The 17,175-nt window shown below is 63.2% G+C and carries 17 protein-coding genes; 15 read left to right on the forward strand and 2 right to left on the reverse strand.

The features are described from left to right. Window positions 1-51: 51 nt before the first annotated feature. The 5 genes from LB558_RS21755 (at window position 52) to LB558_RS21775 (ending at window position 5,602) form a co-directional block, all read left to right on the forward strand. Window positions 52-387, forward strand: a complete 336-nt coding sequence (locus LB558_RS21755) for a DUF736 domain-containing protein (RefSeq protein WP_224699415.1) — start codon at window positions 52-54, stop codon at window positions 385-387. Window positions 388-390: 3 nt separating this feature from the next. Then, window positions 391-1,164, forward strand: a complete 774-nt coding sequence (locus LB558_RS21760) for a lytic transglycosylase domain-containing protein (RefSeq protein ID WP_224699416.1) — start codon at window positions 391-393, stop codon at window positions 1,162-1,164. A 243-nt stretch (window positions 1,165-1,407) separates the two neighbouring features. Next, a complete protein-coding gene (locus LB558_RS21765; RefSeq protein WP_224699417.1) occupies window positions 1,408-3,147 on the forward strand; it encodes a relaxase/mobilization nuclease domain-containing protein in 1,740 nt (579 codons plus the stop codon). A gap of 23 nt (window positions 3,148-3,170) precedes the next feature. Beyond that, complete coding sequence (locus tag LB558_RS21770; RefSeq protein ID WP_224699418.1) at window positions 3,171-5,159, forward strand: conjugal transfer protein TraG; 1,989 nt, start codon at window positions 3,171-3,173, stop codon at window positions 5,157-5,159. Between the two features lie 5 nt (window positions 5,160-5,164). Beyond that, window positions 5,165-5,602 carry a CopG family transcriptional regulator gene (locus tag LB558_RS21775; protein WP_224699419.1) on the forward strand — a complete coding sequence of 146 codons (438 nt, stop codon included), beginning with the start codon at window positions 5,165-5,167 and terminating at the stop codon, window positions 5,600-5,602. A 206-nt stretch (window positions 5,603-5,808) separates the two neighbouring features. On the opposite strand, the gene LB558_RS21780 is transcribed toward LB558_RS21775, so the two are convergent. After that, a complete protein-coding gene (locus LB558_RS21780) occupies window positions 5,809-7,119 on the reverse strand; it encodes a type II toxin-antitoxin system HipA family toxin (RefSeq protein ID WP_224699420.1) in 1,311 nt (436 codons plus the stop codon). Further along, a complete protein-coding gene (locus LB558_RS21785) occupies window positions 7,119-7,373 on the reverse strand; it encodes a helix-turn-helix domain-containing protein (RefSeq protein ID WP_224699421.1) in 255 nt (84 codons plus the stop codon). Before LB558_RS21785 ends, LB558_RS21780 begins: the two co-directional genes overlap by 1 nt. Before the next feature lie 436 nt (window positions 7,374-7,809). Between LB558_RS21785 and trbB the strand changes: the two genes are divergently transcribed. From trbB to LB558_RS21835, 10 genes are read left to right on the forward strand one after another with little or no spacing between them, the layout of a single operon-like run. After that, complete coding sequence (gene trbB, locus LB558_RS21790; RefSeq protein WP_263495362.1) at window positions 7,810-8,745, forward strand: P-type conjugative transfer ATPase TrbB; 936 nt, start codon at window positions 7,810-7,812, stop codon at window positions 8,743-8,745. Next, window positions 8,742-9,068: a TrbC/VirB2 family protein gene (locus LB558_RS21795; RefSeq protein ID WP_224699422.1), complete on the forward strand. Its 327-nt coding sequence runs from the start codon at window positions 8,742-8,744 to the stop codon at window positions 9,066-9,068. Before trbB ends, LB558_RS21795 begins: the two co-directional genes overlap by 4 nt. Further along, window positions 9,065-9,346, forward strand: a complete 282-nt coding sequence (locus LB558_RS21800) for a VirB3 family type IV secretion system protein (RefSeq protein ID WP_224699488.1) — start codon at window positions 9,065-9,067, stop codon at window positions 9,344-9,346. Before LB558_RS21795 ends, LB558_RS21800 begins: the two co-directional genes overlap by 4 nt. 10 nt (window positions 9,347-9,356) lie before the next feature. Then, window positions 9,357-11,813 (forward strand): conjugal transfer protein TrbE, encoded by a 2,457-nt coding sequence (trbE, locus tag LB558_RS21805; RefSeq protein WP_224699423.1) that lies wholly within the window; start codon window positions 9,357-9,359, stop codon window positions 11,811-11,813. Continuing rightward, window positions 11,810-12,568, forward strand: coding sequence for a P-type conjugative transfer protein TrbJ (gene trbJ / locus LB558_RS21810; RefSeq protein WP_224699424.1), 759 nt, complete (start codon window positions 11,810-11,812; stop codon window positions 12,566-12,568). The genes trbE and trbJ overlap by 4 nt, the downstream gene beginning before the upstream one ends. A gap of 10 nt (window positions 12,569-12,578) precedes the next feature. Continuing rightward, window positions 12,579-12,905 carry a putative entry exclusion protein TrbK-alt gene (gene trbK-alt / locus LB558_RS21815; RefSeq protein WP_224699425.1) on the forward strand — a complete coding sequence of 109 codons (327 nt, stop codon included), beginning with the start codon at window positions 12,579-12,581 and terminating at the stop codon, window positions 12,903-12,905. Between the two features lie 2 nt (window positions 12,906-12,907). Next, window positions 12,908-14,284, forward strand: coding sequence for a P-type conjugative transfer protein TrbL (gene trbL / locus LB558_RS21820; RefSeq protein ID WP_224699426.1), 1,377 nt, complete (start codon window positions 12,908-12,910; stop codon window positions 14,282-14,284). A gap of 3 nt (window positions 14,285-14,287) precedes the next feature. Beyond that, window positions 14,288-14,977, forward strand: a complete 690-nt coding sequence (trbF, locus tag LB558_RS21825; protein WP_224699427.1) for a conjugal transfer protein TrbF — start codon at window positions 14,288-14,290, stop codon at window positions 14,975-14,977. Then, the gene (trbG, locus tag LB558_RS21830; RefSeq protein WP_224699428.1) at window positions 14,974-16,035 is read left to right on the forward strand and encodes a P-type conjugative transfer protein TrbG; all 1,062 of its coding nucleotides are present in this window, start codon (window positions 14,974-14,976) and stop codon (window positions 16,033-16,035) included. Before trbF ends, trbG begins: the two co-directional genes overlap by 4 nt. After that, window positions 16,032-17,174, forward strand: a complete 1,143-nt coding sequence (locus LB558_RS21835) for a TrbI/VirB10 family protein (RefSeq protein WP_224699429.1) — start codon at window positions 16,032-16,034, stop codon at window positions 17,172-17,174. The genes trbG and LB558_RS21835 overlap by 4 nt, the downstream gene beginning before the upstream one ends. Window position 17,175 lies beyond the last annotated feature (1 nt).

The raw sequence follows: 17,175 nt of genomic DNA on the forward strand, positions 1-17,175 counted from the left end.
CCTCGGTGCCGTCTGATCGTCACCGCAAACATCAAGCACAGGAGACAGGAAATGCCACAGATCGGCGAGTTCATCAGCCATCAGACCGGATATTCGGGACGAATCCGCACGCTCAACCTGGACCTCCAGGTTGCGATCATCGCGGCCGAAGCTAACGAGACAGACAATGCGCCCGACTACCGTGTGCACGCAGGTGGCGAAGACGGCACTGCGATTGGCGTCGGTTGGAAACACTCCAGTGAAAAGGCGGGAGACTTCATATCGCTGCAGATAGACGATCCGACTTTTGCGCAGCCGATCCGCGCTTATCTGTTCCAAAACGGTGCCGACAAAAAGTCCTGGTCTTTGCAGTGGTCGCGTCTGCGTGACCGCCCCGAGAAGGACTAGGCGATGTTGGCGCGCCGCCGGCCGACGAGCCGGCTGGGAACGCCTGCGTTGCCTCGCGCAACCCGACGTTCAGCTCTGTTAGTGCTTGCCGGGCTCTGCTTCAAATGCGTCTTTCCCGCAACTGCACTGGCCCAGAACCCGTCGGTCGCCACGTCGACGGCGCGCGGTCCTTACGAGACCCACATAGCGGAAGCGGCGCGCAGCTTCCGCCTTCCACCGGCCTGGATCCGTGCCGTGCTTGACGCCGAGAGCGCCGGCGATCAACGCGCCACATCGCGCAAGGGTGCCATGGGTCTGATGCAAATTGTGCCGGAAACCTGGTCCGACCTGCGCGCACGGTATCGCCTCGGCCGCGATCCCTACGACCCGCACGACAACATCATCGCTGGCTCGGCCTATATCCGCGAGTTGGTTGATCGCTACGGATCGCCCGGCTGGGTTGCTGCGTATAATGCCGGCCCAGGCCGCTATGAGGCGTCGCTGCAGGGCAGGAGGCTGCCTCGCGAGACGCGTGCCTACGTTGCCGTCGTTGCATCCGCCATACTCAACGACGGCGCGCGGAGAGCTCCCAGTCCGGCAGCCACAGCACGGCACGGCTGGAAGGACGCTCCGCTCTTCGCCGCGCAGCCTGTCAGCAACCCGGACGATGGTTCGATGCAGCTGGAGCTTTCCCGAAATGATCCTTCAAACGCTGCGCCCGCGGAAGGATTGGCCGACGCGACACCGCGATCGAGCGGTCTGTTCGCGCCGCAAGCGAGCGTAAGGTCCGCGCCATGAGCTTCCTCAACGCGCTTCGCAACATCTCGTGCTCCAGCGGATCATCGCGTGCGGAAAGGGGAGATGCAGGTAACACGACCGAGGGATGGCTAGATAAAAGGCCGCACATTGTGCGTCGGCCGGTCGGTTGTTGTTGTCGGGTTTTCAGGGGCGATGCGCACATTGCTGCCGTCCGGCGCAATGTGCGTCGACCGCCGAACACTTTGTATCCGCATGCGCTTTTTCACATTGCGGAGCAGCGACGTGACCGATGAGCGCGAGTTCCGCATCCGAGCCGGGCGCATTCGCTCCAACCGTGGTCAAGCTGCGCGGCCGTTCATCGCACAGGCGCTGGCGGCGGCGAAGAAGGCAGGCGGCAGCATCTCCCGATCCGGTCAAATCAGCCCGGGCAACCGATCCAGCTTCGGCCGAGGCCGGATCGCCAATGTCCAGGCCAATCGTCTGCTGACCGGCCGCTCGCGCGTGACAGTCATCAAGACCCGGGTCGTTCGTCACTCCGCACGCGCCGCACCGTTGGCCGCGCACCTCAACTATCTGCGGCGCGAGGGTGTGACCCGTGATGGGGAAGGGGGCCGCATGTTCGGCTCCGGAACCGACAATGCGGACGTCACGAGTTTCGCCGAGCGCTGCGGTGGCGATCGTCATCATTTCCGCTTCATCGTCTCGCCGGAAGACGCCGTTGATATGGGCGACCTCAAGTCCTTCACCCGTGACCTGATGAGCCAGATGGAGAAGGACCTAGGCACGAGGCTCGATTGGGTCGCGGCGGACCACTGGAACACCGACAACCCTCATATCCACATCATCGTGCGTGGCCGCACAGATGATGGACAGGATCTCGTAATCTCACGGGACTATATCAAGGAAGGTATGCGCGCCCGTGCTGCCGATCTCACTACGCAAGAACTCGGGCCCCGCTCCGATCTCGACATCCGCCGCAATCTGCAGCGGCAGATCGAAGCCGAACGCTGGACCCAGCTTGACCGGCAGCTGCTTCGGGACGTTGCTCATACCGGCTTCATCGATCTTGCCCCAAGCGCGCATAGGCAGCCGGATGAGTATCAGGTGCAGAAGGTCGGCCGCCTGCGCAAGCTCGAGGCCCTCGGTCTTGCCGGCCAGGTCGGGCCAGGCCAGTGGGTCATCGACGACAAGGCTGAAGAAACGTTACGCGAACTCGGCGAGCGTGGTGACATCATCAGGCGCATGCACCGCGCGCTGTCCGAGCAGGGCGTCGAGCGTAGCTTGGCTGGTTATGTGCTCGCGGCCGAAAGCCTCGACGTGCCCATCATCGGTCGGCTGCTTGATCGCGGTCTCGACGACGAACTGAAAGGCACCGCCTATGCCGTAGTCGACGGCGTCGACGGACGCGCTCACCACATCAGACTTGGCGATCTGGAGGCAACCGGCGACGGGCCGCCGGGGTCGATCGTCGAACTGCGCACGTTCGAAGATGCGAGAGGCCAGCGTCGGGTCGCGCTCGCCGTCCGCTCCGATCTTGGTTTGCATGAACAGATCACGGCGGCGGGAGCGACGTGGCTCGATCGCGAGGCCATCGCGCGCGAGCCTACCGCCTTGAGCACAGCTGGCTTCGGCGCCGAGGTTCATCAGGCTATGGAACAGCGGGCCGGTTACCTGGCCGGCGAAGGCCTTGCGAAGCGTCTCGGCGGGCGCGTCGTTTTCAGCCGCGACCTGATCGAGACGCTGCGCCGCAGGGAACTCGAACGGGTTGGTGAAAAACTCGCAGCCGAGACTGGCCAGCCCTTCAATCGCGCCGCCAGCGGTGACTATGTAGCCGGCGCCTATCGCCAGCGGATCGTCCTGGCCTCGGGCCGCTTCGCCATGCTCGACGACGGCCTTGGCTTCCAGCTCGTGCCGTGGACGCCCTCGCTCGAAAAGCGTCTCGGCCAGCACGTCTCCGGTGTCGCTCGCGGTGACGGCGGCATCGACTGGAACTTTGGTCGCAAAAGGGGACTCGGCCTCTAACGCATCCAAGAAAGGACCTTGCCATGTCCGCCACGAAAATCCTTTGGGGTCAGATTCTCAGCGTCCTCTTGATCGTGCTGTTGACGACCTGGACGGCGACGCAATGGACGGCATGGCGGCTGGGCTTCCAGGCCCAGCTCGGTCCGCCCTGGTTCGAGCTCGCCGGTTGGCCCGTCTACTATCCACCTGCCCTGTTTTGGTGGTGGTACTTTTACGACGCCTACGCCCCTGACATCTTCGTGGAAGGCGGATTGATTGCCGTGTCCGGCGGCTTCCTCACGATCATTGTCGCGATCGGCATGTCGGTGTGGCGCGCGCGGGAAGCCAAGAACGTCCAGACCTATGGTTCGGCGCGGTGGGCGAACAGCAAGGAGGTGGAGACTGCCGGGCTGCTCGGCACCGACGGCGTGGTGCTCGGGAGCTATGACCGCCACTACCTCCGACACGACGGGCCTGAGCATGTGCTGTGCTTCGCCCCGACCCGGTCGGGGAAGGGTGTCGGCCTGGTGGTGCCTTCGCTGCTAACCTGGCCGGGGTCGGCGATCGTCCACGACATCAAGGGTGAGAACTGGCAACTGACCGCCGGCTTTCGTGCCGTGCACGGCCGCGTGCTGCTCTTCGATCCCACCAATTCGAGATCGTCGGCGTACAATCCTCTCCTGGAGGTCCGCCGCGGCGAATGGGAGGTTCGCGACGTTCAGAACATTGCCGACATTCTCGTTGACCCGGAAGGAAGCCTTGAGAAGCGCAACCACTGGGAAAAGACCAGCCACGCGCTTCTGGTCGGCGCGATCCTTCACGTTCTTTACGCCGAGAAGGACAAGACCCTGGCCGGTGTCGCCGCTTTCCTCTCCGATCCCAAACGCCCGATCGAAACCACGCTGGCGGCAATGATGAAGACGCCCCATCTCGGCGAGGCGGGTCCACATCCGGTCATCGCAAGTGCGGCGCGCGAACTGCTCAACAAATCCGACAACGAACGCTCCGGTGTGCTTTCCACCGCGATGTCCTTCCTCGGTCTCTATCGCGACCCCGTCGTGGCTGAGGTGACGAAGCGCTGCGACTGGCGGATCAGCGACATCGTCGGCGGCAAACAACCGGCGACGCTCTATCTGGTCGTGCCTCCCTCGGACATCAACAGGACCAAGCCGCTCATCCGTCTCATCCTCAATCAGATCGGACGCCGCCTGACAGAAGACCTGCATGCCATAACAGGCCGGCACAGGCTACTGCTCATGCTGGACGAATTTCCGGCCCTCGGCCGTCTCGACTTCTTCGAGAGCGCGCTGGCCTTCATGGCGGGCTATGGTTTGAAAAGCTTCCTCATCGCCCAGTCGCTGAACCAGATCGAGAAGGCCTATGGCCCGAACAACTCGATCCTCGACAACTGCCATGTTCGTGTGAGCTTTGCCACGAACGATGAAAGGACCGCCAAACGTGTATCCGACGCGCTCGGCACGGCAACCGAGATGCGGGCGATGAAGAACTACGCTGGCCACCGGCTCTCGCCCTGGCTCGGACATCTCATGGTGTCGCGACAGGAGACGGCCCGCCAGTTGTTGACCCCTGGAGAGATCATGCAGCTTACCCCCACCGACGAGATCGTGATGGTAGCGGGCACCCCGCCGATCCGGGCGAAGAAGGCACGTTACTACGAAGATCCCCGTTTTCAGGACCGCGTCTTGCCGCCACCCGAACTGGCTCGAGCCGGAACGGTCGATCCTGACGACTGGACCCGATTCCCGGTCCCAACCCGCACAGAGGTTGCGCACAGGGCAGGAACGCCCCCGCAGGACGACGGAGATCCAACGGAGTCCGAGCGGCGGCTGCAACCCGAACTCAATCGCGCGCGGCCCGTCGAGAAAACGGCTCCGATCGAAAATGAGTTCGAGATCAACCCGGCCGATGATTCCGACGACGACGAAGCTGTCCGCAATCGGCGCCTGGCTCGCCTCATGCAGGGCGTGGCGCGGCAGGTTTCGCTCGATCCCGATGACGGCATGGATTTGTAAGCGCCATGACCAGTCGAAAGAAGAAAGTGCAGATCTCTGTCTATCTCGATCAGGCGGTCATGGTGATGCTTGCGGACTACGCGGCGCGGCGCGAACAATCCCAGTCCATGATCGCTGAAGCTGCCATCGCATCGTTCCTGTCGCCGGACGCGGATGAGCGTCGCGAGGCGGCGATCGCCAAACGCCTCGATCAGGTCGACCGCCGCCTGACCAGGCAGGAGCGCGATATCGGTATCGCGGTAGAGACGCTCGCCGTGTTCGTCCGCTTCTGGCTCGCCACCACGCCAGCCTTGCCAGAGCCGACCGCCCAGGCGGCGCGGGCCAAGGCGGCCGAGCGCTATGAGGCTTTCGTCACGGCCTTGGGCAGGCGCCTGGCGAAGGGGCCGAAACTGCGGCAGGAGATTTCGGAGGACGTCAATCCGATCGACGACAATGGCATGTAATGAAGGGCGATGGATGTCTTCGTCGGTCGGGACCGCGAAGGGCAACGTCGGCGATGATGCCGATGATGATGATCAGCACAATGAGCAATGCTTGCAGCCGTGACGCCTTTAGTCATCGCCACGCCATCAACGCTGCCTCAGCGCAGAGGCAGTCGGCATCCCCGCCATGAGCGCTGATTGTACCTATTGGATTGAGGCGTTCATGATCAACTTGCGGCAGCAAGCAAAAGCGCTCGCTTGCCTATTGCCGACCTGACTGACCCGACAAGCTGTTCGGGAAAGCCGCGCCGCAATTTGGAGATCACGGCCTCGGTCTGCTTCTCCGCGTTTGCGGCAATGTCTTCGAAAATCCTGCGCATGACAGGCGTCCCCACGCCAGCAATGTCAGCCGTCTGCATGAAGTGGCGGGGCATAATTTCGTGCACCGAATAGTGCCGGCTTTTGCCGACTGACATTGACAGCTTGAATTTTTTGCGGGGAATCTGTCCGGCATCAAGGCTGGGCTGCGCCGTCAGTACGTCGTAAAGGGGCGTCATGCGAAACCGTCCGCCAGGGCTGAGAAAGATGCTGAAGTTCTTGGCATGCCCGTCGGTTGCGCCAATCAACCAGAATATTATGCAAGCGCGCAAGAAGACGGCAATGTCGTCTTCAGGCGTGTCACTGCCCTTCAGAAGCTCGACAATCTGAGCGATGCCAGGACCGCCCTCGGACTGATATTTGCGCGTGGGCGGCACTGATAGCGCTTGGCAGACATCCTCCTGCGGCAGGCGCAGAAGGCGGCCGTCACGGGCCCACAGCCTGTCGAAGCGCTCGACGATCAGCGTGCGGCGCTCCCCGAATTCAGCGATCTCTGCCCGGGCCGCAGGAACGCCGAACGCCTCAAGCAGCTTGAGGCACAGATACTCGTTCTCGACGCTATTGGATAGGTCGATGCCGTTGGGCAACCGGCCGATCTGCGGTTTCAAGATGTGGGTGGTCGCCGCCGTGCCTATCGGCTTGAACCAGCGTCCGTCAGTGCGCAAGAGCGCCGTCTTTTCCTGGGCACCTGCGATCGAGATGCGGAAATCCTCGTCCTCGCCAAGACCGAGAGGAGCGGCAGCGAGGTTCTTGATTATCTCGGCGATCTCTCTGTTGCTGACCGGCTTGCCATCGCTGCTGCCGGCATCGCCGGGATCGATGCCGTCGGGCAGAAACTGCAGCGCGCCGACGCAGTCATGGCCGACGGCGGCGAGCATGCTGTAGGCGTCAGTGCCTTCCGCACCCACGCGTTCTGCAACGCGCTTGCGGATAGCTTCATTGTCGGGAAGCAGGTTGTCGAAGACATTGATCACAGGCGCGCCTATATAGCGGTCCTCGCGCAAAGGGAGCGAGAGCGACACTGGGAAGGTGCCGCGCCAGTCCAGCCATTCGCCGGCGTATTGGAAGTCTATTGCGCCCGTCGGTTCTCTGCGCAGCACGCCTACCAGGCGCCCGTTCAGAAAGACGTTCAGCGGTGCGTGAACCGGCCGCCGCGCCATCAGAACAGATCCTCGATGTCAGCGGTGCTGCCTTTACTGCGCGCGCGAACGACGAGCTCAAGATCGAGAGCGGAGAGAGCCGCCATCAACGTGCGGAGTTGCACCGCGGGCTCGCCGGCTTCGAGGCGGGACACCGTGCCTTGGCGCAGGTGGATCTGGTCGCCAAGTGCCCCTTGCGTGAGGTCGGCTTGCCTGCGGGCGCGACGCAGGATGGCGCCGAGTTGCTTTTCATTGCGAGCGATCTGGTCGGTCATTGTTAGTCTCCAAACACCTGCATACGCGACTGCGTATAAAATGTCAATATACGCGATCGCGTCTAAACCCAAAATATACGCGACACCGTGTAAAATGTAGATATCGCGATTGCGTATGGTGTTCGACAACGGCTCGCACAGAGCCGCCTTGTGGCGGTCCCCTTGAATGGGAGAATGAGCGAGGCGCGCGACAGCCGTTGTAGCACCGACTCGACCGCAGAGGCGTTCTCAAAGCGGAGGAGGGCGATAGCTGCACCGCCGTTCTCCTGTATTTGTACGCCACGCTACCACGGCGATTGAAACTTGTTGAACTGGCCCGATTTCTGGCTCTCTTGATCATCCCCGAGCGGGGACGGCCTGAGTGGTTCCCGACTGAAACGGGGACTGGATCGTGGTTTCGCACAACAATTCCGAAGGTCGCGCGCGCAGTTCGCGCATGCTGCGCACAGCGCTCGGAGCCGAGATAACACGGCTCCTCGACGATCCCGCAGTCGTCGAAGTCATGCTGAACCCCGATGGCCGTATCTGGGTGGACCGCCTTGCAGGAGGTCTGGCCGAGACGGGAGAGGTGCTGTCTGCCGCCGATGGCGAGCGCATCGTCCGTCTGGTCGCCCATCACGTCGGCGCGGAGGTGCACCCGCGCTCTCCGCGGGTCTCTGCCGAATTGCCCGAAACCGGAGAACGGTTCGAAGGATTGCTGCCGCCGGTCGTTGCCGCGCCAGCCTTCGCGATCCGCAAACCCGCCGTCGCGATCTTCACACTCGAAGACTACGTTGCGGCAAGCATCATGACAGCCGGCCAGGCGGCGACGCTGCGTGCCGCCGTCGCTGCCCGCGCGAACATCCTGGTCGCCGGCGGCACATCCACGGGCAAAACGACCCTGACCAATGCCTTGCTCGCCGAAGTCGCGAAGGGGGCCGATCGCGTCGTCATCATCGAGGACACGCGCGAACTCCAGTGCGCCGCACCCAACCTTGTCGCCATGCGGACTAAGGATGGTGTCGCCACCCTCTCCGACCTGGTCCGATCCTCAATGCGCCTGCGACCAGACCGCATTCCGATCGGCGAAGTGCGCGGCGCCGAAGCCCTCGATCTTCTGAAGGCATGGGGCACCGGGCATCCCGGCGGCATCGGCACCATCCATGCCGGATCCGGGATCGGGGCGCTGCGACGCCTCGAGCAACTCATCCAGGAAGCTGTCGTCACTGTTCCACGCGCGCTGATCGCCGAAACAATAGATCTGGTCGCTGTCCTGTCTGGACGTGGTTCCGCGCGGCGGCTGACCGAACTCGCACGCATCGATGGACTTGGACCCGACGACGACTATCGCACCTCCCAAGCCACCCCGAACAAAACAGGAGACAATTCATGATCCGCAAGCTTTCGCGCGAGCACCTTGCTACAGCGGCCACAACCCTCATCGTCTCTCTTATGGTAGCCCCGGCCGCCAATGCCGCCGGCTCGTCCATGCCGTGGGAGCAGCCACTAGAGAAGATCCTTCAGTCGATCGAAGGCCCGGTCTCCAAGATCATTGCTGTGATCATCATCATCGTCACCGGGCTGACGCTTGCCTTTGGCGATACTTCCGGCGGCTTCAGACGGCTGATCCAGATCGTCTTTGGACTGTCGATCGCCTTCGCGGCGTCGAGTTTTTTTCTGTCGTTCTTCTCGTTCGGCGGCGGAGCGCTGATCTGATGGCCGCTTTTGAACAACTCGACGCGGTGCCGGGGTTCACCGTCGCCGTTCATAGGGCGCTGTCCGAACACATCCTGCTCGGCGGCGCGCCACGCTCCATCGCAATACTGAACGGCACGCTGGCGGGCGCCGTTGGCCTTGGCCTGCGTCTGTGGCTGATCGGTCTCATTATTTGGGCGCTTGGGCACTTCGCGGCGGTGTGGGCTGCCAAACGCGATCCGCTGTTCGTGGAAGTCGGCCGCCGGCATCTGCGCCTCCCCGCTCATCTAGCGGTTTGAGGGTGCGGACATGATGAACCTTGCCGAATATCGTCGCACCGTGAGCCGCCTTGCCGACTACCTGCCATGGGTTGCGCTCGTCGCACCGGGCGTGGTGTTGAACAAAGACGGGAGCTTTCAGCGAACCGCCGGGTTCCGTGGCCCAGATCTCGAATCCGCCGTCGCGGCCGAACTGGTCGCCGTGGCATCCCGAATCAACAACGCCCTCCGTCGCCTGGGTTCGGGCTGGAGCATCTTCGTCGAAGCGCAACGGCACGAGGCAGCGACTTATCCCGAGAGCCAATTTCCAGACCCGGCCTCCCGCCTTGTCGATGCCGAGCGCAAAGCCGAGTTCGAGGAGGAAGGGGTTCACTTCGTCTCCAGCTACTTCGTCACCTTTCTCTATCTGCCGCCGGTCGAGGATGCGGCGCGTGCGGAGACGTGGCTCTACGAGGGGCGGGAACAGTCCGGCATAGACGCCAACGAAATCCTGCGCGCTTTTCTCGACCGAAGCGAGCGCGTGCTGTCTTTGCTCGACGGCTTCATGCCGGAATGCCGCTGGCTCGACGACAGCGAGACAATGACCTACCTGCACTCGACTGTCTCGACGAAGCGTCATCGGGTGCGCGTCCCGGAGACACCGATCTATCTGGATGCGGTGCTGGCCGACCAACCGCTGACCGGTGGTCTTGAACCCCGTCTTGGCAATCAGCATCTTCGCGTGCTCACCATCGTAGGCTTCCCGACCGCGACCACGCCAGGTCTGCTCGACGAGCTCAACCGGCTGGCCTTTCCCTATCGCTGGTCGACGCGCGCAATCCTGCTCGACAAGACCGATGCGGCCAAACTGCTGACGAAGATTCGGCGGCAATGGTTCGCCAAACGCAAGTCCATTGCAGCGATCCTGAAGGAGGTCATGACCAACGAGGCCTCCGCGCTCATGGACACCGATGCCGCCAACAAATCCGCCGACGCCGACATGGCTTTGCAGGAGCTCGGGGCGGACGTGGCGGGCATGGCCTATGTCACTGCGACCGTCACGGTCTGGGACGCCGATCCACGCGTGTCGCAAGAGAAACTTCGTCTTGTCGAGAAGGTCGTTCAGGGTCGCGACTTCACTGCCATGGTCGAAACCGTCAATGCCGTAGATGCTTGGCTCGGCTCTTTGCCCGGACATGCCTACGCCAATGTCCGCCAGCCGCCCATCTCGACACTCAATCTCGCCCACATGATCCCCCTCTCTGCCGTGTGGGCGGGGCCGGAACGGGACGAGCACTTCGGTGCGCCCCCCTTGCTCTGTGGCAAGACCGAAGGCTCGACCCCGTTCCGGTTGTCCCTGCATGTCGGTGACGTCGGCCATACCCTCGTTGTCGGGCCCACCGGGGCTGGCAAGTCGGTGCTGCTCGCGCTGATGGCCCTGCAGTTTCGCCGTTATGCGCGGAGCCAAGTCTTTGCCTTCGATTTCGGCGGCTCCATCCGCGCCGCCACGCTTGCCATGGGCGGCGACTGGCACGATCTCGGGGGCGAACTCACCGAAGGCACCGAAGCCTCGGTCTCCCTCCAACCACTTGCCCGCATCCACGACACCTATGAGCGCGCCTGGGCGGCCGACTGGGTCGCGGCAATCCTGGCCCGCGAAGGCGTTCCCCTAACTCCGGATGCCAAGGAACATATCTGGACCGCGCTGACGTCGCTCGCCTCGGCGCCAGTCGAAGAGCGCACCATCACCGGCCTGAGCGTGCTGCTGCAGGCGAACGATCTGAAGCAAGCCCTCCGCTCCTATTGCATCGGAGGTCCCTACGGCCGGTTGCTCGATTCCGAGGCGGAGCGCCTTGGCGCGGCATCCGTGCAGGCGTTCGAGATCGAGGGTCTTGTCGGCACTGGAGCAGCACCTGTGGTTCTCTCCTACCTCTTCCACCGTATCGGTGACAGGCTCGACGGGCGGCCGACATTGCTCATCATCGACGAGGGCTGGCTCGCCCTTGACGATGAAGGTTTCGCCGGCCAGCTACGCGAATGGCTGAAGACGCTGCGCAAGAAGAACGCTAGTGTCATCTTTGCCACCCAGTCGCTGTCCGACGTCGCCAGTTCGAACATCGCGCCCGCGATCATCGAGAGCTGCCCGACCCGGCTGCTGTTGCCGAACGAGCGCGCGATCGAGCCGCAGATCGCAGCGATTTATCGCCGCTTCGGCCTCAACGACCGCCAGATAGAAATCCTAGCGCGGGCGACGCCGAAACGTGACTATTACTGCCAGTCCCGGCGTGGCAACCGCCTCTTCGAACTTGGCCTGTCCGAAGTTGGGCTGGCGCTCTGTGCCGCATCCTCAAAAACCGATCAGTCTCTGATCGCCAGCATTGCCGCCGAACACGGACGCGACGGCTTCCTGGCGGCCTGGTTGCGCGCCCGAAACGCCGGCTGGGCCGCGGACCTCATTCCCAACCTCTCCACCTCCGTAACGCAAGCTGAAAAGGACCTCCAATCATGAATAGCCGCAGGAACCGCTCGCGCGCAGTATTGGTGGCCGCCGCCATGTTCGCTTCACCTTTTGCGATCTCGCTGATCGTGACTGCGCCGGCACAGGCATTCATTGTCTTCGACCCGTCTAACTATTCGCAAAATGTGCTGACGGCGGCCCGATCGCTTCAGCAGATCACCAACCAGATCACCTCGCTGCAGAACCAAGCCCAGATGCTGATCAACCAGGGGCGTAATCTTGCGAGCTTGCCCTTCTCCTCGCTGCAGCAGTTGCAGCAATCCGTGCAGCGAACACAACAGCTGCTGAGCCAGGCGCAGAACATCGCCTTCGACGTCCAGCAGGTCGACAAGATCTTCCAGCAGCAATATGGTGGTGTCTCGCTCTCCGCGTCTGACGGACAACTCGTCACGGATGCGCGCTCGCGATGGCAGAATACTGTCGGCGGTCTTCAGGACGCCATGCGCGTGCAGGCAGGCGTCGTCGGAAACATCGATACCAATCGCACGCAGATGTCGGCGCTTGTCGGCGCCAGCCAATCAGCCACCGGCGCGCTCCAGGCAACGCAGGCCGGCAACCAACTTCTCGCCCTTCAGGCCCAACAGCTCGCGGATCTCACTGCCGTTGTCGCCGCCAACGGTCGCGCCCAGGCACTGACCGACGCCGAACGCGCCGCCGCCGCCGACCAGGGGCGCGAGCAGCGTCGCCGCTTCCTGATCCCCGGCTCGGGCTACCAGGCCGGCGATGCCAAGATGTTCAACCAGTGAGTTCAAGGCCATGGATGGCAGGATCCTCGCTCGCCTCGTCGCCGTCGTCTTCGTCGCGGTGGCCGTCACGGCCACCGCGATCGAGATGACCCGGAGGGAGAAAAGACCGGACAACGTCGCTCCACAGGCACCGACTGCTTTGGCGTCGAACCCGCTCAACGACGGCCTTCGCCAATGCCAGACCCTCGGTGAGGCTGCCTTGCGCGACAGCGGTTGTCTGCGCTTGTGGGCCGAACAGCGTGACAGGTTCCTTGGGCTCAAAGCGCCGTTTGCGAACTCGGCGTCTGGGACGGATACCGCGCCGTCGCCGGATGCGAGTTCGTCGGAGGCGAAATAGGCATGGGCAACACCGGGGTCATCGACCAATTCCTCGCCACCTTCACGCGCTACATAGACAGCGGGTTCGGTCTGCTTGGTGGCGAAGTCGCCTTCGTCGCCACCACCCTGATCGTCATTGACGTGACGCTCGCAGCACTTTTCTGGAGCTGGGGCGCCGACGATGACATTCTCGCGCGGCTGGTAAAGAAGACGCTATTCGTTGGCATCTTCGCCTACCTCATTTCCAACTGGAACAGCCTTGCCCAGATAGTCTTTGAAAGCTTTTCCGGTCTCGGCCTGAAGGCGAGTGGCACGGGCTTTTCTGTCCAGGATCTGCTTCGTCCCGGAAGGATCGCGCAGACCGGCCTCGATGCGGGACGACCGCTGCTCGAGGCGATCTCGGGGCTGATGGGCTACGTGTCCTTCTTCGAGAACTTCATCCAGATCGCCTGCCTGCTGTTTGCCTGGGCACTCGTCCTGCTCGCCTTTTTCATCTTGGCGGTCCAGCTCTTCGTCACGCTGATCGAATTCAAGCTGTCGACGCTAGCCGGCTTCGTGCTGATCCCGTTTGGCCTCTTCGGCAAGACAGCCTTCATGGCCGAACGCGTACTCGGCAATGTCATCTCATCCGGCATCAAGGTGCTTGTGCTTGCTGTCGTCATTGGTATCGGCTCCACGCTCTTCAGCGAGTTCACCCAAGGTTTTGGCGGGGAGAACCCTACGATCGACCAGGCGATGGCGATCGTGCTGGCGGCTCTGTCATTGCTTGGTCTCGGTATCTTCGGCCCAGGTATTGCCAACGGTCTTGTCTCCGGTGGCCCACAGCTTGGCGCGGGGGCAGCCGTCGGAACAGGGCTCGCGGCAGGCGGCATGGCATTGGTCGCCGGCGGCACGGCCGGCCTTGCGATGCGAGGCGGAACTGCCGCGTTGTCCGCGGCCCCTATGGCGGCGCGGGGCGGCTCGTTCCTCGCGGGCGGTGCGTCGAGTGCTTACACCCTCGGCTCCGCCGGCCAAGCCGGTGCCGCCGGTGTCGCCTCGGGGCTGGGTGGCGTTGCAGGCGCTGGTGTGTCTGCTGCTGCCTCGCCGCTCAAGCGCGTCGCCGCGCGCGCCAGCCAATCGATGAAGTCCAGCTTTGCGGCCGGCGCCAATTCGGCTGTCGAGGCCACCGGTGGTTCATCGACCCTGGGGACCGTCGGAGGCGCTGCCGAAGCTGCCAACAATCCGTCGCTTAGCCCCAACGGCCAATCCGGCAGCACGGCCAAAGGGCCACCCGATTGGGCCAAACGCATTCAGCGATCCCAGCGCCTGTCGCACGGCATCCAGACTACGGCGCATGCCGTCCGCGCCGGTGAAGCCCATGGCAGCGGCACATCGATTTCTCTGTCCGAAGGCAAATGACCAATGAACATTTTTCGACGACCCACCGTCCACTACGGCAAAACCGCTCAACCGGAGACGCCTTATCAGAAGGCCGCACAGGTCTGGGACGAGCGCATCGGCTCTGCTCGCGTGCAGGCCAGGAATTGGCGGTACATGGCCTTCGGATCGCTGATCCTTTCGGCTGGCCTCGCCTGCTCGGTTGTCTGGATGTCGGCCCGAGGGTCAGTCGTGCCGTGGGTCGTCCAGGTCGATGCGCTCGGACAGTCGCAGGCGGTCGCGCCGGCGACTGCCGACTACAAGCCGACCGATCCGCAAATTGCCTGGCATCTCGCCCGTTTCGTCGAGCAGGTTCGATCGATCCCGGCCGATCCGATCATCGTGCGCCAGGATTGGCTGCGCGCCTATGAATGGACCACCGACCAGGGTGCGGCGGCGCTCAATGATTATGCCCGCGCCAACGAACCCTTTTCCAAAGTCGGCAAGCAGCAGGTGGCTGTCGACGTTTCCTCGGTCATCCGTGCCTCCGCGGATTCCTTCCGCGTCGCCTGGACCGAGCGTCGTTACGAAAACGGTCAGCTCTCGACCACCGAACACTGGACCGCGATCCTGACGATCGTGGTCCAGCCGCCGCATGACACCGAACGGCTTCGGGTGAACCCGCTCGGCATCTATGTCAACGCCATCAACTGGTCGCGGGAGATGAGCCAATGAGCCTCGCACTTCGTGTCACCGCACTTTCCACTGTTCGTGGATCCGCGCTAGCCTCGGTGTTGTTTTCTGGGTTCGTACTCACGGGCTGTGCCACGTCCCAGAAGCCGCCACGGATCGCCTATGATGCCTACGTGCCGCCGTTGCCATCCGTCCCGGCAAGACCTGCCGAAGAGAAACCCAAGCCGCCACACATTCCACCCGGCTGGACACCAGCGCTGGGGGGCGTGGCCGGCGATACCCCGACAGCGCGCGTCGAGAACGCCAACGTGGCCGCGCGTGTCCAGCCTCGACGCGAGGGCTATTACAACGCTATCCAGATATATCCCTGGAGCGAAGGGGCGCTCTACCAGGTTTATGCCGCACCCGGGCAGATTACGGACATCGCGCTTGAGCCCGGCGAGACCCTGACTGGCACCGGCCCGATTGCGGCGGGCGACACCGCGCGCTGGATTATCGGTGACACCGAGAGCGGCTCGGGCGTCACCCGGCGCGTCCACATACTGGTGAAGCCCTCGCGCGTGGACATCACAACCAATCTCGTCATCACCACCGACCGGCGTAGCTACATGATCGAACTGCGGGCCGGTGAAAAGCCTTATATGCCGGCCGTGGCATGGGCATATCCGGCCCTGCCGCACAGCCAGCAACCGACCATGCCCGCAACGCCGACGATTCCTGACGTCGCAGCGCGAAACTACCGCTATGGTCTCGCGGGCGACACGCCACCCTGGAAGCCCATCGCGGCCTATGACGACGGCAGACGCGTTTATATCGAGTTCCCACGCGGAATCGTACAGGGCGAAATGCCGCCGCTGTTTGTCGTCGGTCCGGAAGGCGAAGCCCAGATCGTCAACAGCCGGGTCTACCAAAACATCCTGATTGTCGACCGCCTGTTCGGCGCGGCCGAACTGCGTCTTGGCAGCGGCAAACGACAACAGACCGTACGGATCGTCCGAGACAACGGGACCAAGACGGATCGCTTGCGCTGGATGCCAACCGCCAATTCAGTGTCGAAAGTCACGAGTGCACCGAGGCAAAGGGGAGGCGAGCAGCCATGAACGAGAACGAAACCGCCACTGCGCCGATGCGACTTCGCGCTGAGCCGCCGCGGGTGACCCGTCTGTCGCGCAAGACACTAGCCGGCGTCGCCTTCGTCGCGTCGCTCGGCATCGGCGGCGCGCTGGTATACGCGCTTCAGACGCGCGATCGAGACACCCACGGCGATGAACTCTATTCGACCTCCAACCGGCAGCCTGCCGATGGGCTCGCCAACCTGCCACGCGACTACACCGGCCCCGTCCTTGGGCAGCCGCTGCCGGGCGATCTCGGCCGCCCGATACTCGACGCCCAGAACAAGGGACAGCCCGTCGTTTCGCCAATGATAGCGGTGCCCAGTGTCGACGAGGCCGAACAACGCCGGCGAGCTGAAGATGAGGCGGCCCGGACATCCCGGGTTTTCTTCCAGGTAGGGGTTGCGACCAACACTACAGCCGAACATCGGATCGATGTCGCCGCGCAGGACCTCGCCGGTCTGCCTCCTGCCGGACAAACGCCACAAGACCGCCAACTTGCCTTCCTGAATGCAGCCGCCGACCGCAACACCGTCGCGCCCGACCGTGTCGTTCTTGCGGTTTCACCCTATGTGCTTCAGGCCGGAGCGGTTATCCCGGCCGCTCTCATAACCGGTATCCGTTCCGACCTGCCCGGTCAGATCACTGCACAGGTGACGGAGAACGTATACGATAGCCCGACTGGACGCGCACTTCTGATCCCGCAAGGCACAAGGGTGATCGGGCAATACGACAGCGGGGTAGGGTTCGGGCAACAACGTGTCCTGCTTGTCTGGAACAGGCTGATTTTCCCGGATGGCCGCTCGATTGTTCTGGAGCGCCAGCCTGGCGCGGACGGGCAGGGCTACGCAGGCCTTGAGGATGGCGTCGACTATCACTGGGCGGAATTGTTCAAGGCGGCCGCACTCTCGACCATACTCAGTGTTGGGGCCGAAGCTGGGTCGACGGGCCAGGAGAGCGACATCGTGCGTGCGCTGCGAAGCGGGGCCTCCGACAGCGTCAGTCAGGTCGGTCAGCAGATCGTCCAGCGCCAACTCGAAATAGCCCCCACGCTAACGATACGACCAGGTTTTCCCGTGCGCGTTCTGGTCACGCGCGATCTTGTCCTCGAACCTTACGGTGGCTGAA

This window comes from Mesorhizobium sp. CO1-1-8, assembly GCF_020164875.1.
Taxonomy (GTDB): Bacteria; Pseudomonadota; Alphaproteobacteria; order Rhizobiales; family Rhizobiaceae; genus Mesorhizobium.

Bases quoted from the DNA above. Each gene is read 5' to 3' on its own strand.
- trbG (WP_224699428.1), top strand. From the start codon at position 14,974: ATGAGCCTCGCACTTCGTGTCACCGCACTTTCCACTGTTCGTGGATCC.
- LB558_RS21770 (WP_224699418.1), top strand. From the start codon at position 3,171: ATGTCCGCCACGAAAATCCTTTGGGGTCAGATTCTCAGCGTCCTCTTG.
- trbF (WP_224699427.1), top strand. From the start codon at position 14,288: ATGAACATTTTTCGACGACCCACCGTCCACTACGGCAAAACCGCTCAA.
- LB558_RS21795 (WP_224699422.1), top strand. From the start codon at position 8,742: ATGATCCGCAAGCTTTCGCGCGAGCACCTTGCTACAGCGGCCACAACC.
- trbB (WP_263495362.1), top strand. From the start codon at position 7,810: ATGCTGCGCACAGCGCTCGGAGCCGAGATAACACGGCTCCTCGACGAT.
- trbJ (WP_224699424.1), top strand. From the start codon at position 11,810: ATGAATAGCCGCAGGAACCGCTCGCGCGCAGTATTGGTGGCCGCCGCC.
- LB558_RS21755 (WP_224699415.1), top strand. From the start codon at position 52: ATGCCACAGATCGGCGAGTTCATCAGCCATCAGACCGGATATTCGGGA.
- LB558_RS21835 (WP_224699429.1), top strand. From the start codon at position 16,032: ATGAACGAGAACGAAACCGCCACTGCGCCGATGCGACTTCGCGCTGAG.
- trbL (WP_224699426.1), top strand. From the start codon at position 12,908: ATGGGCAACACCGGGGTCATCGACCAATTCCTCGCCACCTTCACGCGC.
- LB558_RS21780 (WP_224699420.1), bottom strand. From the start codon at position 7,119: ATGGCGCGGCGGCCGGTTCACGCACCGCTGAACGTCTTTCTGAACGGG.
- trbK-alt (WP_224699425.1), top strand. From the start codon at position 12,579: ATGGATGGCAGGATCCTCGCTCGCCTCGTCGCCGTCGTCTTCGTCGCG.
- LB558_RS21775 (WP_224699419.1), top strand. From the start codon at position 5,165: ATGACCAGTCGAAAGAAGAAAGTGCAGATCTCTGTCTATCTCGATCAG.
- LB558_RS21760 (WP_224699416.1), top strand. From the start codon at position 391: ATGTTGGCGCGCCGCCGGCCGACGAGCCGGCTGGGAACGCCTGCGTTG.
- LB558_RS21785 (WP_224699421.1), bottom strand. From the start codon at position 7,373: ATGACCGACCAGATCGCTCGCAATGAAAAGCAACTCGGCGCCATCCTG.
- trbE (WP_224699423.1), top strand. From the start codon at position 9,357: ATGATGAACCTTGCCGAATATCGTCGCACCGTGAGCCGCCTTGCCGAC.